The 18,772-nt window shown below is 31.3% G+C and carries 18 protein-coding genes and 1 other annotated feature; of the genes, 17 read left to right on the top strand and 1 reads right to left on the bottom strand.

Features of this window, described 5'->3' with window-relative positions:
* Window positions 1–15: 15 nt before the first annotated feature.
* From NMU03_RS16640 to NMU03_RS16630, 3 genes are all read left to right on the top strand, one after another.
* A complete protein-coding gene (locus tag NMU03_RS16640; protein WP_290140031.1) occupies window positions 16–1,125 on the top strand; it encodes a S1C family serine protease in 1,110 nt (369 codons plus the stop codon).
* 149 nt (window positions 1,126–1,274) lie between these two features.
* A complete protein-coding gene (locus tag NMU03_RS16635) occupies window positions 1,275–2,024 on the top strand; it encodes a hypothetical protein (RefSeq protein WP_290140029.1) in 750 nt (249 codons plus the stop codon).
* 2 nt (window positions 2,025–2,026) lie between these two features.
* A complete protein-coding gene (locus NMU03_RS16630) occupies window positions 2,027–2,425 on the top strand; it encodes a hypothetical protein (protein ID WP_290140028.1) in 399 nt (132 codons plus the stop codon).
* 5 nt (window positions 2,426–2,430) lie between these two features.
* Here NMU03_RS16630 and sspI read toward each other — a convergent pair whose 3' ends face one another.
* Entirely contained in the window at window positions 2,431–2,622 is a 192-nt protein-coding gene (gene sspI, locus NMU03_RS16625) for a small acid-soluble spore protein SspI (RefSeq protein WP_290140026.1), read from the bottom strand.
* A gap of 60 nt (window positions 2,623–2,682) precedes the next feature.
* Between sspI and NMU03_RS16620 the strand changes: the two genes are divergently transcribed.
* From NMU03_RS16620 to NMU03_RS16555, 14 genes are all read left to right on the top strand, one after another.
* A complete protein-coding gene (locus tag NMU03_RS16620) occupies window positions 2,683–3,348 on the top strand; it encodes a M48 family metallopeptidase (RefSeq protein ID WP_290140024.1) in 666 nt (221 codons plus the stop codon).
* A 73-nt stretch (window positions 3,349–3,421) separates the two neighbouring features.
* Window positions 3,422–4,066, top strand: a complete 645-nt coding sequence (locus NMU03_RS16615) for a TrmH family RNA methyltransferase (protein WP_290140023.1) — start codon at window positions 3,422–3,424, stop codon at window positions 4,064–4,066.
* 46 nt (window positions 4,067–4,112) lie between these two features.
* Window positions 4,113–4,322 (top strand) — a binding site (T-box leader).
* Between the two features lie 35 nt (window positions 4,323–4,357).
* Window positions 4,358–6,754 (top strand): leucine--tRNA ligase, encoded by a 2,397-nt coding sequence (leuS, locus tag NMU03_RS16610; RefSeq protein WP_290140022.1) that lies wholly within the window; start codon window positions 4,358–4,360, stop codon window positions 6,752–6,754.
* Window positions 6,755–7,061: 307 nt separating this feature from the next.
* On the top strand, window positions 7,062–7,520 hold the full coding sequence (locus NMU03_RS16605; protein ID WP_290140020.1) for a DNA-processing protein DprA: 459 nt from the start codon (window positions 7,062–7,064) through the stop codon (window positions 7,518–7,520).
* A gap of 145 nt (window positions 7,521–7,665) precedes the next feature.
* Entirely contained in the window at window positions 7,666–8,487 is an 822-nt protein-coding gene (locus tag NMU03_RS16600) for a ParA family protein (RefSeq protein ID WP_290140018.1), read from the top strand.
* Window positions 8,441–9,397: a ParB/RepB/Spo0J family partition protein gene (locus NMU03_RS16595; protein WP_290140016.1), complete on the top strand. Its 957-nt coding sequence runs from the start codon at window positions 8,441–8,443 to the stop codon at window positions 9,395–9,397. The genes NMU03_RS16600 and NMU03_RS16595 overlap by 47 nt, the downstream gene beginning before the upstream one ends.
* A gap of 228 nt (window positions 9,398–9,625) precedes the next feature.
* A complete protein-coding gene (locus NMU03_RS16590) occupies window positions 9,626–9,763 on the top strand; it encodes a hypothetical protein (protein WP_290140014.1) in 138 nt (45 codons plus the stop codon).
* Between the two features lie 71 nt (window positions 9,764–9,834).
* A complete protein-coding gene (locus NMU03_RS16585; protein WP_290140012.1) occupies window positions 9,835–13,641 on the top strand; it encodes a SpaA isopeptide-forming pilin-related protein in 3,807 nt (1,268 codons plus the stop codon).
* A 148-nt stretch (window positions 13,642–13,789) separates the two neighbouring features.
* Window positions 13,790–14,599: a response regulator gene (locus NMU03_RS16580; protein WP_290140011.1), complete on the top strand. Its 810-nt coding sequence runs from the start codon at window positions 13,790–13,792 to the stop codon at window positions 14,597–14,599.
* On the top strand, window positions 14,589–14,795 hold the full coding sequence (locus NMU03_RS16575; protein ID WP_290140009.1) for a hypothetical protein: 207 nt from the start codon (window positions 14,589–14,591) through the stop codon (window positions 14,793–14,795). The genes NMU03_RS16580 and NMU03_RS16575 overlap by 11 nt, the downstream gene beginning before the upstream one ends.
* Window positions 14,788–15,531: a hypothetical protein gene (locus NMU03_RS16570; protein WP_290140006.1), complete on the top strand. Its 744-nt coding sequence runs from the start codon at window positions 14,788–14,790 to the stop codon at window positions 15,529–15,531. Before NMU03_RS16575 ends, NMU03_RS16570 begins: the two co-directional genes overlap by 8 nt.
* A complete protein-coding gene (locus tag NMU03_RS16565; RefSeq protein ID WP_290140003.1) occupies window positions 15,528–16,241 on the top strand; it encodes an LPD28 domain-containing protein in 714 nt (237 codons plus the stop codon). Before NMU03_RS16570 ends, NMU03_RS16565 begins: the two co-directional genes overlap by 4 nt.
* 253 nt (window positions 16,242–16,494) lie before the next feature.
* Window positions 16,495–16,818, top strand: a complete 324-nt coding sequence (locus NMU03_RS16560; RefSeq protein ID WP_290140000.1) for a protein kinase domain-containing protein — start codon at window positions 16,495–16,497, stop codon at window positions 16,816–16,818.
* Window positions 16,812–18,758, top strand: coding sequence for a protein kinase domain-containing protein (locus tag NMU03_RS16555; RefSeq protein ID WP_290139998.1), 1,947 nt, complete (start codon window positions 16,812–16,814; stop codon window positions 18,756–18,758). Before NMU03_RS16560 ends, NMU03_RS16555 begins: the two co-directional genes overlap by 7 nt.
* Window positions 18,759–18,772: the final 14 nt, after the last annotated feature.

Raw genomic sequence — 18,772 nt, 5'->3', positions numbered from 1 at the left:
AAGGAAAGATTGATGATGAAACATATGAATAAAAATAAAGTTTTTAAATTTGTGGTTGTGCTTTTATTGATTGTGTCGTTAGGGTGCAATGGGTTTTTAATGTATAAAGTTTTAGGAGAAAATCAAGGTAGTCGTTCTTCAGACTCGGGAACAGCTGTTCAAAATGTGAATTATGATGTAAAATCTGATTTAACAGAAATTATCGAAAGTGCCAAAGAATCTTCAGTAGGTGTAGCTGTTTATCAAAACAATCAGCTTGCTGGTAGTGGAAGTGGTGTTATTTATAAAGTTGATGGTAAAACAGTTTATGTGATTACAAATCATCATGTTATTGAAAATGCTCAATCTATTGAAGTCATTTATGCTAATGGGGAATCAGTGAAAGCCCAGTGTTTAGGTAGTGATGAATATGGTGATATTGCCGTTTTAAAAATGACAGTTAATTTTGAAGTTTCAGCTTTTAAAGTTGGAGATTCTAATCTGTTAGAGGCTGGGGAACCTGTTTTAGCAGTTGGAAGTCCATTAGGTATTGAATATGCTGGAACTGTCACTCAAGGAATTGTTTCTGCTCCATCAAGAACAGTTTCTGTCGACTTAAATGATGATGGTCGTGAAGACTGGGATATGAATGTTATTCAAACAGATGCAGCGATTAATCCAGGAAATAGTGGTGGTGCTTTAGTCAATGCGGCTGGTGAACTTGTCGGTATTACTTCTATGAAATTAGCTTCTGAAGAAGTTGAAGGTATGGGATTTGCGATTCCAATTAATGATGCTTTAAAATTAGTAGAAGAAATTATTGATACTGGAAAAGTCAATCGTCCTACAATTGGTATTTCAGCTTTATCATTGGATAGCTATTCTTCATATGAATTATATATGTATCGTATTCAAACAAATTTAAATAAAGGAATCTATGTAGCTGATGTGCAAAGTAACTCTCCTGCCAGCAAAGCAGGTATTAGAGCAGGCGATGTTATTACACAATTTGATGGTCAAGAAATTGAATCTTATAAAGATTTCTTAACACAGCTTTATTCTAAAAATCCAGGAGATACGGTAAAATTAACGGTTAATCGTAATGGTTCGACATCTACTGTCAATGTCACATTAGGTTCTTCTTAAGGAAAGAGAAAAGTTCTTTCCTTTTTTTATAAAGAATATATAATGGGTGTTGGTGATTATATGAATAAAGAAGTCAAAAAACAATTCACTTTGTCATTTATTTTACTGGCATTTTTAATTGCAACGCTTTTTTCTGGTATCCTAATTTTATGTTTCATACCTATGTTGAAAAGGTCGATTATCAATATTGTATGCATGGTGAAAATGAGGAATTGATCATTGATGGTTATGAATTTTATCAAAAAGGCAAAGTACAAGGCTATGGTCGTGGACGTATCACAGCAGTGCAACCACAGTTTTTTAAAAAGAATGATGAGATGATTGTCACACTGATTTTAAAAGATGAGTCATTGAGTCAAATGCTCAAGATTGAAAATGATAATCAGGTGGTTTATTTAGAGGAACAAACGGGTAAACATATTTTTGATGAACAAAGCATTCAAAATGCTAAGTTACAAATAGAAATTCAAAGACAGAACAAATCTGTTTATCATCAAACGATTGAGATGAAAAATCAAGATATGTCAACCTATACTTCAGCGAATAAAGATTATACTTTAACCAATATTTATGTCACAAAGAATTGGTTGAAGACAGGAGCTTTTTCATGTAAAGACCAAGAACTAGCAAAAAAATATCCTTATATGATCATTAATTATCTTTACATTAAAGATAAAACACAACAAGATCAAATTAATGATTATGAACGTTTTGTTTATTTAAAAGGAAAAACAGAAGATTTTTTAAATGGTCAAATAGAAGATATTGGTTATTATGATGGTGTTGAATCTTTATTAGATATGCAATTATGCTGTGTCATTACATTAATGAAAAGTGAAGATGATATAGAACCTTATACTTTTATGTTACCTTTAAATCCTGTACGTAAAGGAGAATAACAATGGCTACACAAAAAGATAAAATAACACTCTATATGTTTAGAAATGCTTTTTCTACTCTTGTCATTGCTTTTGTATCTTTTATGATTTCATTAATTTCATATTATGAGTGTTCATTTGTTGAAGCAGTGCAACGTTTATTTTTAGTTAATATTTATACAACCTTATATTTTTTATTGTTATGGTTATTAGATTATATGATTTTTGAAATTTCAAAAATCATATATGATACTTATGAATCTATTTTAACTTATAAATTATGTCTTATTTTATGTATTATCGCAGTCATTATATATTGTGTTCCGATGATGGATTTATTTCAATGGAATTTTATTTTCTTATGTTTATTTATTGCTTTAAGGCAAGTGAAACAATTATGGATTCATAAAAAAAGACCATAAATGGTCTATAAAAGAGAACTTAGATTTTGTAAGAATTGTTGTTTAGAAACCGAATCTAAAGAATTATAGTATTGTTCAAAGAGAACACCTAAACCAACTAAAATGGTTTCTTCTTTAGATGCAATACCCTCATCTATGGTTTCTTGCAGTTGTGCAGGTGAAAATCCTTTAAGATTCATTAAAAGTGCTTCACGCATTTTTATCAGTCCTTTCTTATATAATATGGGATATTTCACGGGTTTTATACAAGGAGATTTATGAAAGAATATCAAATGCAATTAAATGATGAGATTGTGACTTATCAGTTAACTTATAAACATATTAAAAATGTTCGTATGCGTGTACGTGATGGTCTTTTAGTCATTAGTGCACCTTATGGAACACCTCAAAAATATATTGAAATGATGATTTATACATATCGTCAACGTTTATTAGACCAGATTCATGCTTATCAACCTTATTTTCAATATGCAGAAAATGGCTTTGTTTTGATTTTTAATCAACGTTATCACCTGGTTATCAGAGATGTGGGAATCAAACGATGTCAATTTCATGGGACTGATTTGTATGTGTATCATCATGATATTCAATCATGTGTTGAAAAGGAATGTCAAAGATTATTACGTGAATATATTGAAGAAAGAGTTATTCATTATTTGGCTCATGATTTTGATTTAGATATGCCTCATATTGATATCAAAAAATATAAAAGTCGATGGGGTAGTTGTTATTATAAGGAACAACGTATTTCTTTTCATTTAGGTTTAATCCATTTGGACAAAGAGTTGATTGATTATGTGATTGTACATGAGTTATGTCATTTTATTTATCATGATCATTCTGCTTTGTTTTATCGGGAAATCGCCAAGAGATTACCAAACTATCAACAATTACAAAGACGTTTAAAGGGGAAACATACATGATTACATCTATTCAAAATGAAACAATTAAAAAAATAATGAAATTAAAACAAAAAAATATCGTGATGAACAGGATTTGTTTCTTGTTGAAGGGTATCATTTGGTTGAAGAAGCAAGAAAGGCAGGGTGTATTCAAACCATCTTGACAACACTTGATGAAAGCTTTATGGAAGATACACTGTATATTTCTCAAAAAGTGATGGAAAAAATAGCTTTTACCAAAACACCTCAACCGATAATGGCTGTTTGTACAAAGAAGCCTCAGGCTATAAAATTTAATCAAGAACGCTATCTTTTATTGGATAATATACAAGATCCTGGAAATTTAGGAACGATTATTCGCAGTAGTTTGGCTCTAGGATATGACCAGATTATTATGTCACCAGATAGTGTGGATTTATATAATGATAAGGTCATTCGTGCCACGCAAGGAGCATTGTTTCAAATGCCTATTTGTCAAATGGAGTTAAAAAAAGCGATTGAATTATTGCATCATCATGATGTGATTGTCTATGGGACATCTTTACATGAGGCATTGCCTATTTCTCAATATCAACCTCAAAAACATATGGCATTTGTTTTAGGAAATGAAGGACAGGGTGTTTCACAAAGTGTATTAGAAGCTTGTGATCATGCTTTGTATATTCCTATTCAAAGTATTGAATCATTAAATGTGGCAATTGCTGGAACGATTGTGATGTATCATTTTCCTAAAATTTAAGAAAAGATTTGCAAAATATAAAACATATGATATAATATTCTATGTTCTAAATTCTATGAAAAGGAGTAGTAGTTACAAATACTTTCAAGAGAGTCTGTGGTTGGTGTAAACAGATAGGTTATGTAATGAACTCGCCTTGGAGATACAAAGATGAATGAAGTAGTTTTTGTCGTTACGCTGCGTTAAAGTGTTGAGAGCATATATGATATATTTCATATATGAACTAAGGTGGTATCGCGATAAAGTCGTCCTTAGAGGGACGGCTTTTTATATTATAAGGAGGGATAAGTGATGTCATTTGATCATCAGGCCATTGAAAAGAAATGGCAAAAATATTGGGACGAACATCAAACTTTCTATACTGATGTTTGGGATTTTTCAAAACCAAAATACTATGCTTTGGATATGTTTCCATATCCATCTGGACAAGGGTTGCATGTAGGACATCCTGAAGGTTATACAGCAACGGATATTATATCAAGAATGAAAAGAATGCAGGGATATAATGTTTTACATCCTATGGGATTCGATGCGTTTGGATTACCAGCTGAACAATACGCAATTAAGACAGGAAATCATCCTGAAGGATTTACACGTAAAAATATTGAAACATTTACAACTCAATTAAAAATGTTAGGTTTTTCATTTGACTGGGATAAATGTGTTTCTACTTGTGATCCAGATTACTATCATTGGACACAATGGATCTTTAAACAACTTTATGAAGATGGATTAGCTAAAAATATCGATATTCCTGTCAATTGGTGTGAAGAATTAGGAACAGTTCTTGCGAATGATGAAATCATTGATGGAAAAAGTGAACGAGGAGGTTATCCTGTTGTTAGAAAAAATATGAAACAATGGGTGATTGATATTCCAGCATATGCTGAAAAATTATTAGCAGGATTAGAAACAATTGATTGGCCAGAATCAACAAAAGAAATTCAAAGAAACTGGATTGGAAAATCTATTGGGGCCCATGTTCATTTTCAAGTGGATGGACATGATGACAAGTTTACAGTATTTACAACACGTTGTGATACTTTATTTGGAGCAACATATTGTGTTTTAGCACCAGAACATGAATTGGTTACAAAAATTACAACACCAGAACAAAAAGAAACTGTTGATAATTATGTTAAAATTTGTGCAACAAAATCTGAATTAGAACGTACTGAATTAAATAAAGAAAAGACTGGTGTGTTTACGGGTGCTTATGCGATTAATCCAGTGAATCAAAAGAAAGTTCCAATCTGGATTTCAGATTATGTTTTAGCTGGATATGGAACAGGTGCAATTATGGCTGTACCGGCACATGATGATCGTGACTGGGAATTTGCGAAAAAATTTGGAATGGACATTATTCCAGTGCTTGAAGGTGGTGATGTCACAAAAGAAGCATGGACACAAGATGGAACACACATTAATTCTGATTTCTTAAATGGAATGAATAAAGAAGATGCGATTGAAACAATGATTCAATGGTTGAGTGAACATGGATGTGGGGAAAAGAAAATTAATTATCGTTTAAGAGAATGGATTTTTGCTCGTCAAAGATACTGGGGTGAACCTATTCCAGTTGTTAATTTTGATGATGGAACTTCAGTTGCTTTATCAGATGATGAGTTACCATTGATTTTACCACCATTGGAAGATTATTCTCCATCTAAGAGTGGCGCTTCACCACTAGATAAGGCAACTGACTGGGTCAATGTGACAGTGGATGGAAAACAAGGAAAACGTGAAACAAGTACAATGCCTGGAAGTGCTGGTAGCAGCTGGTATTATATGCGTTATATTGATCCACATAATGAAAATGCGATTGCTGATAGAAAGTTATTGGATCATTGGTTACCTGTTGATTTATACGTTGGTGGACCTGAACATGCTGTTGGACACTTGCTTTATTCTCGTATGTGGAATCGTTACTTATATGATAAAGGATATTTATCTCATCCAGAACCATTCCAAAAACTTTATCATCAAGGGATGATTTTAGGTTCTAATGGTGAAAAAATGAGTAAATCTAAAGGCAATGTCATTAATCCTGATGATATTGTCAAAGCTTATGGTGCTGACACATTAAGAGTTTATGAAATGTTTATGGGACCATTAGAAGCAAGTAAGCCTTGGAGTGAAACAGGAGTTGATGGTGCAAGAAAATGGTTGGATCGTGTTTATCGTTTAGTTGTTGAATCAGATAAATTAAGTGATGAAAATGATCATTCTTTAGATTTCATCTATCATTCAACAGTGAAAAAAGTTACACATGATTATGAAACATTAGGATTTAATACAGCTATTTCACAAATGATGATTTTTGTCAATGAAGCTTATAAAGCAAAAACTGTATATCGTCCATATATTGAAAACTTAGTGAAAATGTTAAGCTGTATCGCTCCACATGTTTGTGAAGAAATGTGGCAATTATTAGGACATGAAGATACTTTAGCTTATGAAACATGGCCAACATATGATGAAAAGATGTTGGAACAAGCAACAATTGAAATGGCTGTTCAAGTCAATGGAAAACTTCGTGCTAAAATCACAGTCAATAAAGATGAAGATGATGAAGTTGTTAAAGAAACAGCTTTAGCTCAAGACAATGTGAAGACACATACAGATGGTAAAAACATTGTGAAAATCATTGTGGTAAAAAATAAGATTGTCAACATCGTTGTTAAATAGAATAACATATGTAGACTTACGTAAAGAAAAGTAAAAAAACGTTGAAAACATCAATGTTTTTCTGCTTTTTATTACACCATTTTCATCAAAGAAATTCACGTAATTTATTAAGAATTATCATGTTTTGATGCAGAAAATGGTGTAGTAAATGGTGTAGTAACGAATTTGAAATAGTCAAAATGGTGTAGTTGCGATTTCTCGATAAAAGCAATTTACATGTGTGTTTTATGGTAAAAATTCATATTTTAATTTTTGGGAATGTTTTAAAAAGCATTCCTTTTTTTGATTGGTTGAAAGGAGACATATTATGAATGAAGATATGAAAAAAGTATTATATTATTTTGCGTTAAAATATAATGGAGATTTCGATAAGATTTATTCTTCATTAGCAACAAGAGAAAAATTTGATATTGATGAGTTTATGAGATTAAAAAAAGATGTTCATTATCCACATGTTACAATACTGGATGATAAATATCCAAATTATTTAAAGAGTGTTGAGTGCCCACCATTCGTCTTATTCTATGAAGGAAATTTAAATCTAATTAAGGATAGGACTTCAGCTATAAAGTATGATGTATTGGAAAGTGGTGGCAGATTGATTTCTACAGTTAATCCTATTCAAAAGGGGAATGGAATTGAGTTTGATTATATTGTTGCTTGTGAGAATCAGGAAGATTTAAAAGATATGCTTGAACATATTAAATCAAAAGGGTTAAATTTTAAAAACTATGAAAAGAAAAAGGATAAAGGAATAGAAAGATAACAGTCATATATGTGACTGTATACATAGCTGGTATTTCAGCAGGAAAGGAGGATAGTTTTCATAACAATTTCATATTTATTGATGGTGGAATGTAGTTTTTTTGCATTCTGCTTTTTTATGCCCAAATTTGAAAAGAGGTGGAACAATGGGAGAAGTGATTGCTATTGCAAATCAAAAAGGTGGTGTGGGCAAGACGATGACATCTGTAAGTTTAAGTGCCTGTCTTAGCAAGCACCAAAGGAAAGTATTATTAATGGATTTAGACCCACAGGGGCATTCTACAAAGGCATTTGGATATAGGAATATGAATGAATATCCTTTATCCATGAAAGATGTTATTATCTCAGTTATCAACGATCAATTAATTGATACTGAACAGTTAATTCTTCACAGTAACGAGGGAGTTGATATCGTACCAGCTAATATTTCTCTTGCAGGTATTAATTCTTTATTAGAGAGTGCCATGTGTCGAGAGACAGTTGTCAAGAGATTTATTGATACCATTAAAGAAGATTATGATTATATCATTATTGATACAAATCCATCATTGGATAATCTTCCTATCAATGCCTTGACTGCATCAGATAAGGTTATTATTACTGTTCAGGCAGAGCCTTACGGTGTTGAAGGGATGGCAGATTTACTGCGTTCAATTAATATGGTTAAGCGTAATCTTAATTCTAATTTGAAGGTAGAAGGTATTTTAATTACAATGACTGATGAAAGAACAAATCTATCAAAAAAGATAACGCAGGATATTCATAAGAATTTTGGTAAGCATATAAAAATCTTTGATAAAACAATTCCTCGATGTATTAAAGCTGCTGAATCAACTGGTGTTGGCGAAAGTATCTTTCAGTATGACCCTAAAGGTTCAGCAACCAGAGCTTATGAACAGCTTACAAGGGAGGTGTTTTTGAATGGCGAAAAAGAACGTTCAAGACATTCAAATTCCCACATACGATGATTTGTTTACGAGTGAGGAACAGCGTCAGGAAAATAAGTTAGAAAAGATAATGAATATATCCATTAAGGAAATTCATGAATTTAAAAATCATCCATTTAAGGTAAGAATGGATGAAGATATGATAAAATTAAGTGAAAGTGTAAATGAGAATGGTGTTTTATTGCCTGCATTAGTCAGACCTTCACCATATGAAGATGGCTATGAGATGGTATCAGGTCATCGACGTATGAAAGCAGCTGAATTAAATCAAATGGATACAATTCCAGCAATCATACGTGATTTAACAGATGATCAGGCAACAATCATCATGGTGGATTCCAATATTCAGCGTGAAAACATTCTACCCAGTGAGCGTGGCATGGCATATAAGATGAAGCTTGATGCTATGAATAGGCAAGGACAACGAACTGATTTAACTTTTTCCCAACTTGGGAAAAAGTCTACAAAGAAATACTCCTTTGAACAGTTAGCTGATGAAGTAGGAGAAACTAAAAATCAGATTTATAGATACATTCGTTTAACAGAGTTAATCGAGCCATTAAAGGACCTAGTTGATGGAGTGCGTAATGATGGTAAGAAGATTGCCTTGAATCCTGCAGTTGAATTATCTTACCTTTCAAAAGAAAATCAAAAAGATGTTGTCAAGATGATTGATGACTATGAAGTGACACCATCACATGCACAGACAATTAGAATGAAGGAATTGTCTAAAAAAGGCAGATTAGATGAAAATGTCATCTATTCAATCATGACTGAGGAAAAGCCTAATCAAAAGGAAAAAATCACATTAAAAATGGAGGATATCAATTGTTATTTTCCAAAGGAATATACACCTAAACAAAAGAGTGATACTATCATCAGATTGCTGGAGGGGTGGTATAAAAGAAGGAACAAGGATCATTCTAGGTAATTAAGAGTTATACATGTGACTATGAAAATAGTACAGTCTAAAAAACCACTTGAAAAGGGGCAAGGGGCTATTCTGACTGAAAGTGTGACTCGGTTTTCCCCTAAGAACCCCTTTCCCTTTTACCAGTCAAAAGAAATAAGCATAGCTTTATAAAATCGTAAATTTGTTTTTTATACTCTTAAGACGTAAAATCATGTTGAAAGAAGCAACATGAAAAGGGTGAAGAATATGAAGAAATTAGTGATTGTGTTATTGCTTATTGGATTTGTGGTATTTATGACATGGGACAGTGAAGAAAAAGAGGTACAAAAAGAAAACAATGTACAGCAGATTGAAAAGAATATTCAGCCCTATCTAAGTGACTGATTATTTAATGCTATTGAGATTTGGAGGACAGAAATGTTCTCTTTTTTTATTGAAATTGAAGGAGAAGAAAAATGATTAGTAAAATAAAGAAAATATCAAGGAAGTTGATGATTGGTGCAGCAAGTGCAGTGCTAGCTATAAGCACTCTAACAACAAATGCTTATGCCTTAACAGGAACAACAAGCTCAATTGTCTATCCAGAATGGAAGATGGCTGATCCAGTGACTGAAAAGACTGATGGCGTTGAAGGATATCTTATGGTCAATAAGGAACCAGTATTCTGTGTTGATTACCATACGGCATTTCACAGTGGTAAAACTGTAACACAGGGAACTTTTGCTGATGCTGGAATCAGTGAGCCAACTGCTAAAAGATTAAGTCTTATTGCTTACTATGGAACGAAAGTACCAGGTAGAACAAGCAGAGACTGGTATGCCATTACTCAAGGGTTGTTATGGAGAGTTATTCATAACGATGATAGTTTAAAATATATTCGTACAAGCATTACACCAAATTTTGCTTCTACAAAAAAGGCATGGGATGAAATCTTAGCTGATGTTGACAGATATTATGTCAAGCCATCTTTTGCCAGTTCAACACATGAAGTGGATTCAAACAAGACACTTGAATTAAATGATACTAATGGTGTTTTAAAGGATATGGCTATTGCTCAAAATGGAGGATTAGATGTATCTATTCAAGATAACAAGCTTATCATCAAAGGAAACAGCAGTGTTGATGAAGCAACAATCGTATTAAAGAAGAACATTAAAGACAGCGAAGTAGGAACAAGTATTGTTTATACAGCTCCAGACTGTCAAAGCGTTGCTTCTTTTAAAGTCAGCAATCCAATGGAAGTCAGTATTAAGGTAAAAGTCAATAGAACTGGCGAGCTGTTATTGAAGAAATTCAATGATGATAAAAGTGCAGCAATACCTCATACGACATTTAGAATTACTGGAGAAAACGGATTTGATAAGACATTGACTACTGATGAAAATGGTCAAATTCATTTAACAGGTCTTATGTTGGGAGATTACAAGGCTGTAGAAACAAAGTCAGCTAGTGGATACCTTATCAATGTCAATGAGTTTAACTTTGAAATAAAGCCAGGTGAAACAACAACATTGGAAGTCACAAATGATGAGCCTAAAGGAATTATCACTGTTTATAAGACAAATGATTTAGGTGACAACAGAGTTAATGGTGCGACATTTGATGTTATTGCTGATGAAGTAATTACAAACAAGGCAGGAACAAAGACTTATTATCAAAAAGGTGATACTGTTCAAACATTAACTTCATCATCTAATGGTGAATATACAACAAAACCATTGCCACTTGGAAAATATAAAATTATAGAAAGCAAGGCTCCTGAAGGATATCTATTAAATCCAGCAGAACAGTTTATCACTTTAAAATATAAAGATCAGCATACAGAAGTCGTTTATGAATCATTGACTGTAGAAAATAAAGAACCAGTTGGCAAGATTATATTGTATAAATCAATTGATACCAGTCAAACGAACAATCTTACTGGTGATGCCTTTATTGAAGGAAATATCTATCAGTTATATGCAAAAGATAGAATTACCAACAAAGCAGGTACAAAGGTTTTCTATGAAAAGGATCAAATGATTTCAGAAAAGAAAACAGATAAAAATGGTCAAATTGAATGGGATGATCTTCCATTAGGAAATTATTATATCAAGGAATCAAAAAGTAATGATTCACTTGTGTTAAATACAAAAATTATTGATGTTGCTATTGAATATCAGGGACAAACTGTTTCGAAAGTAATCAGTCAAAAAGAGACTTCAGACAAAGTCAACATGCAAAAAATCAGAGTCTTTAAAAGCGGTGAAAAAGATGGTATCAGTGGTATCGTCAAAGGATTACAGGGTGCAGAGTTTACTTTCAAGTTAAAAAGTGAAGTCGATCATGTAGGATGGGATAATGCTCAAACTTACGCTATGATTACAACTGATAAGGATGGCTATGCAACAACTGGATACTTGCCATACGGAACTTATCTTGTTAAGGAAACAAAAACACCTCAGGATTATATAACAGCACCAGATTTCACTATTTCAGTAACAGATGATTATAGTGAACATATTGATGTTGAACAAATTAAAACTGTTAATATTAACAATCGTCCATTTACTTCTCAAGTGAAGCTAGTGAAAAAGGATAAGGACACAAATCAAATAGTTACTCTTAATTCAGCAAGCTTTAAAATCAAAGATCAAGATGGAAACTATGTAACACAAAAAGTCTTTGGACAAAAAATTGATACGTTTACTACCAATTCAAAAAATCAAATAACAGCATTGTTTGGTGATAAGGGTGAAGTGACTTTACCTTTACAGCTAGATGCTGGAACTTATACTGTTGAAGAAATTAAAGTACCGGAAGGCTTCCTTGAATTAGAGGAACCATTAACTTTCACAATAACTAATCAGTATGATTATGATGTTGATGAAGATGATGATCCAATTTTAGAAGTAGCAGTAAAAAATGCTCAGCCTAAAGGAAAGATTATTATTTCTAAGACAGATAAGGAAACAGGAGATGCACTTAAAGGTGTAGAATATGAATTAACTGCAAAAGAAGATATTATCAATGCCATTGATGGTTCAATTCTTTATAAAAATGGTCAAGTAGTTGAAAAAGGAACAACTGATGAAAATGGTCAAATCATCATTGATGATTTGTTTATGGGTCGTTATGAGTTAAAGGAAACCTTAACAAATGAAGGCTATGTTCTTTCTCAAACAGTTCATGATATTGTCATTGAACAAAATGATACAACTACAAAGCTATATACTGTTGAAGTCAATGTAACTAATATTGCTCCAATGGGTGAAATTCATCTTGTCAAGACAGATAAAGATACTCAAGATTTATTAGGAGGTGTCACTTATCAGTTAACTGCTAAAGAAGATATCTATAGCTTGGATGGAAGAAATACTTTAATCTATGAAAAAGGTCAACAAGTTTCAAAAGACATCAGTGAAGATGGATTGTATGTCACTAATGAACTTGGTGAAATTAATATTTCTGAATTGCCATTAGGTCAATATGAACTAAAGGAAACGCAGGCATTAGAAGGATATGTTAAAGATGAAACAATCTATACGATTGATTTATCTTATGATGGCAGTGATAAAACAGTTTACACTCATTCAATGAATGTAATCAATCAAAAAACTGAAATTGAAATTTCAAAGAAAGATATCACTAATGGAAAAGAGCTAGAAGGTGCTAAGTTAACTTTATTGGATAAAGATAATCACGTTATTGAAACGTGGACTTCAACAAATGAACCTCATATCATCAAAGGATTATTAGTTGATGAAAAATATAGACTTCGTGAGGACCTTGCACCACTTGGATATGTCAAGGCATCAGATATTACTTTTACTGTCAACAACACTACAGAAGTACAAAAGGTTGAAATGATTGACGATGTCATTAAAGTAGAGATTTCTAAACAGGATATTGTAACTGGTAAGGAATTACCTGGTGCTAAATTACAGATTATAGATGAAAGCAATAAAGTGATTCATGAATGGATAACAACTGATAAACCACATCTATTTGAAAAAATGCCAGCAGGACAATATACATTAAGAGAAATAACAGCTCCTGATGGTTATGAAGTTGCTGAAGATATTGCATTTACAGTTGAAGAAACTGGGAAAATTCAAAAGGTTGTCATGAAAGATCAACCAATCAAGAAATCAGTGGTTAAAACTGGTGATAATTCAATGATTGGATTGTATGCATGTGGTGTTACTATTGCAGGTATAGGATGTATCTGTTTTATCAAAAAGAAGAAATCTCAAGATAAAGGTGAATCACATGATAGATAATATTTATATTATTTTATTGATCTTAAGTGTGCTATTGGCACTTAAAGTATATCTTGCAGTAAGAAAGATTAAAAAATGAAGAAAATAAAAAGATAAAAGGAGGAGAGAGTAATATTAACTCCCTCTTTATGCTATGAAGGAGAAATATATGGAATTATTTGAAGTAAATAAAAGAGTGGATGAAGTTTTGCAAATGTTAAGTGAGGATACAATGTTTACTGATTTACTGTTTATCATGTCAAAGAAAAAAGATAATGAGGAAAAATACATTGTAGGTATTGAAGTAGGTGTTGATAAATTTATCTATCGTCCTGAAGAAAAGAAAAAAACAATTGCTTTCAAGGATATTCAAATCAAGAGGAAATACAGCTATTATCTTGAACCAGGTATTGAGGCGTTCATCATTTCAAAGTTAAATGAAGGCTACAGTCTTTATTACATGAACATAGATACGCATGGCTATCTATGGAATTATATTGATCATTCATTAGATGTTATTGGAATGGTCAATAGAGGTTTATATAGCTATCTTCGTTTTTGTAAGAAAACAGGTATCAACAATCAATTATTAGCATATCATACTGGCTTGCCAGTGAATGATATTTTATATGTTTTCATTGAAAATCAATTTGAAGATTTTGATATCTTGATTTCTGAGGATATCGGTGACAAGAAACTTATGCTTGGAGTAAGACATATGATTCTTTTCAACAATCAAAGTCGCAAGCAAACAGAAGATATCACGTATCGAGTTACTGTTTTGAATAAGAATGATTATTCTATTGAGTATAACGATTATCATGGAGCAGTTGAAAATGCTTATGCCGATTATAAAAATCACTTCTTTGGATTAAGCTACTCTTATTATATCGAAAAGGAAAAAGCTGATGATGAAACAATCAAGGCATTTAAAAAAGTCATTGAGGAACACTCAGGAAAGACATTCATTGTTGGATGATATTGCTGATACATTAAACTGCATGATTTCTGATTTGCGTTTAAATCCTCATCTAAGAAAAACAAGTCTACTCATTATCTCACATTCAGGTAATGAGTATTCTTCTTTAGAAAGGGAAAAAGCAATAGCTTATTTAACTGTAGATAATGAAGAATTCATTTTAGAAACAAATGGAAAGGAGGAAACTGATGGATAAGGAAAATTGGAGTATTTATAGTAAAGCATGTTTTGAAATGTCAAACAGTGAGTATAACGATTATGAACCAGCCTATATCTTTGTTAAAGATAAAAAAGGTGAAAAGGAAATCATTGTTTTTGGTGTGAGCAACGATCAGCAAACAATGATTCGCTATATTGGTCATGAAACCAATGAAATTAAACTTAACAAAGATAACGTCTATGAAATCTTGGAATGGAGCTATGATATGAATAGTGACTTCTTAGAATATTTTGAAAAGGATTATCATTTAGAATTCATGAGCATAGAACAGCATTATGGAATGTGGAGCATTATTGAAGATAACTGTAAAGAGGATATTCGATGTTTGAAAGGACTTCAAAACTATATCAGTCATTGTCAAAGTACAGGAATCAACCCATCACTGTTTAAGCAGCTGCTTGGACTTGATTCTGTTGATATCAGTTCACTATATCCAGAAAGAAATGCTGGATTTGAAGTTATTGATGAGTTTACATGTGGAAATCGAACTGTTGTTTTAGCAATGAAGGATAAGCCCAATCATAAGGAATTTGTTACATGGCGAACAACACCAGATCGTCATAATGGATATGATATTGGTCATTATTTTACAACTTCAGGAAAAGCCTTTGCTGATTTCAAGAAACGAAGTCAATCTATTTTTGAACATTACTTTGAGCTAAAGCATTCAAAGTTTAAAGCAAGATTTAGAAAGAAAGAGATAGAACGATGAAGCTTCGTGCAGTTATAGAAGGCAATGGAAAAAGGCATTATGTAGATTTCTATGGTGAAAGTAAAAAGATTAATAAGGCAATTCAAGACATAGACAGCAAAAAATATCTTCATAATATTAAATTCAATGATGATGTCATAAAGATACGCTTTACCAAAGTATCAAATGATGTATTAAAGAAACTTGTATCACTTGTTAAGGAAGGTGATAGTGTTGATTTGTTTTGTATTCAGTGCAGGAGATTACTTGACGAAAGTTATATTCAATACTTTTTAGATCATTACGATAATTATCAAGATATAAGTGAATGTTATGTTGACTATATCATGTTTCAGCTGGAAACGATGAATAATCGTGAGAGTCATAAACCATCATTACCTAATCCAAATGAACTTAAATATGAAACATATTATCTTTTTAATCATAAAGTCCTGTTTACTCCATTAAGAATTCATGAAGAACTGCTTCCTAAAGGAATCTATAAATATGAAGTAAGAAATGATGAATCAGGCAATATGGTTGAATTAGCTAAGAATATAGTTGTTAATCATTGGGGTACTATCTTATCTTCAAGAAGGCTGAAACTTAATGAAGATGGCTATATAAAAATCATAGAAGGTAAGGATTTAGTAGATATAAATGAGGGTGTAATGTCACTTCAACAATATTTCAATCCAATAAAAAAACAAGTTGCTAGTTATGTACTATAACTATAAATAAAAAGGTTTTATGTATTATTTATAACTTATATTAATATAGTATTTTGACGATTTCAGTGATATAATTTTTGAAAGACAAATAAAATGATATTTTATTAGTAGTTTATAAATGAGCATGATGTAGTTTATTATAAAAAATAATTTATTGACATTTATCATACCCTTTAAGTTATTTTAATTTGCAGTTTTAATCTGTTATTTAATGTGCAGAGTGTTCGGTTTAATAATATGTAAGGAGGTATTTATGTCAAATCATAAGTGTAGATATGAAAGTATATATCAAGAAATTGGAAAGTTGGGAAAAGGTGGGAATGCAACAGTATTACACGTAAAAAATAAAAAGAATAATAAGGATTTTGCTTTGAAACTTTTAACAAATAAACAATTTTATGAAAAAAAACAACGTTTTACAGATGAAATTAAAATTATGGTAAATAATTATAAAGAAATAGAAGGAGTTATGCCCATTTATGATTTTTCATATAATGAATATTGGTATAGTATGCCTATTGCTACACCGATTTTAGACCATTTAGAGAAAAAACTAGTATTAATGAAATTGTGCTAGGGATAATTCAACTATGTGAAACCTTAGAAAAATTACATGAAAAAGGAATATCTCATAGAGATATTAAACCATCTAATATTTATTATTATAACGATAGGTTTTGCTTTGGAGATTTTGGTTTAGTTGATTTTCCTGATAATATCAATAATCTTACTAGGTCAGATAGAGGTTTAGGAGCTATTTTTACCATTGCTCCTGAAATGAAGCGAAATCCTAAAGATGCTGATGGGAAAAAGGCAGATGTTTTTTCTTTGGCTAAAACAATGTGGATGTTATTAACCAAAAATGAAAAAGGGTATGATGGTGTATATAACTTCCAAGATTCAACACATGGATTACATTTTATTAAAGATTATAAAGATATACATCTTGTTGAAATAGAAGAACTTTTTCAAGAATCAACTAATAATGATCCAAATTTGCGTCCTACAATAAAAGAATTTAAAGAAAAACTGTTACTTTGGATTGAGATTATATCCGATTTGAATAAATCACAAGCTAGTGATTGGAAATTTCTTAATAAACAGTTATTTGGATTGTATCCTCCGGATTCTTCATCATGGCAAGATATCAATTCAATAGTAGAAATATTAAATATTATTACTAGTATACCAGCGTATAATCATATGCTTTTTCATACAAATGGTGGATTGGATTTGTTTTATGCAAAAAAAGCAAATGAAGATAACTGCATTAAACTATATGATACGATAGGTTTTTGTTATATAGTCAAACCAAAGAGATTATATTTTGAAGGTTTTAATAAAAATTATAAATGGAATTATTTTTTGTTAGAATTAGATGAATTAGAACCAATTCTTGAAACCCCAGTATATTTTGATCGTGAAAATCTTGTAGAGGATATACCAGGACATTATGTTTCAGCGCAATATGCTCAATATGGTGTTTATGATTATGATAGTGGAATGCTTCTACCGAAAGGGTTTGAGGTGATAGAACGTTTTGTTAAGGGTAGAATCATGATTGTAATGAAAACAGGGCCTTATAATGGAATTAATGGAACTTATGATGGGAGACATGGAGATTGTACAATTGATGAGTTTCGAAGGTATATAGATAATTTGGTTAAATATTATTCAAAAGCATATACCTATATTAAGCAAAATAAAGAATTTAATAATCTTTCTGAAGATGAAATTGAAGCAAGGATACTTCGATTAGAATTTTTTAATAAAAATCCTTTTAGTGAGAAAGTAAATCATATAGAAGAACTAAGAATAAAAGAAAAAATAAAACAAGAAGAGATGATTTCTAAATATATAGAAAGTAATTTTATGAATTGGAATTTTACAGATATTATTTCAGAATATATTGATTCAGCTTCAACTAATATAAAGTTCACCTTTAAATTTAAAGCAATAGATAATGATATTTTTGATTTAATAAGTGATAAATGTTATTATCTTTGTAAAGATGGATATATCAAAAAATTAAAGTTATCTATTGATGATTGTTTTTCTCTTTCAGACAGAACAAAAGCAATAGAAATGCAAAATATGTTAACGAAACGAGTGATAGACTTTCTTCAAGAAAGGGAATTGGCTGAATTGAAAAAATATGAAAGTTATTTTTCTATATCACTCGTAAGAAATGGACGTCCTTCCCATTTGTTTACAAAAGAAGAAATTCAATATGTAATGATGCAGGCTGATGATAGAGTTAATAATCAATTAGTGATTGATGAGAATGGTTATGCACATATAATAAATGATACTAGACTTGGCCACTTATATCCTGTATCTCATGAAATATGGGAAGCAGGAAATAATTATGTTGGGAAATATTCTAAGTTAGGTACTTTGGATGATAATTATATTTCTTCATTACAGAACTGGATTATGTATTTAGAAACTGGAAAACATCAGAGTGCTGATTATGTGGATGAAGAAAGAAATGTTGATGAACTTTTGAAAAAATAGAAACGTATTATAAA

It is taken from the genome of Allocoprobacillus halotolerans (assembly GCF_024399475.1).
GTDB lineage: Bacteria > Bacillota_I > Bacilli_A > Erysipelotrichales > Coprobacillaceae > Allocoprobacillus > Allocoprobacillus halotolerans.
The sequence above is the reverse complement of the archived record's forward strand: the minus strand, read 5'-3'. Positions and strand labels throughout refer to the sequence as shown.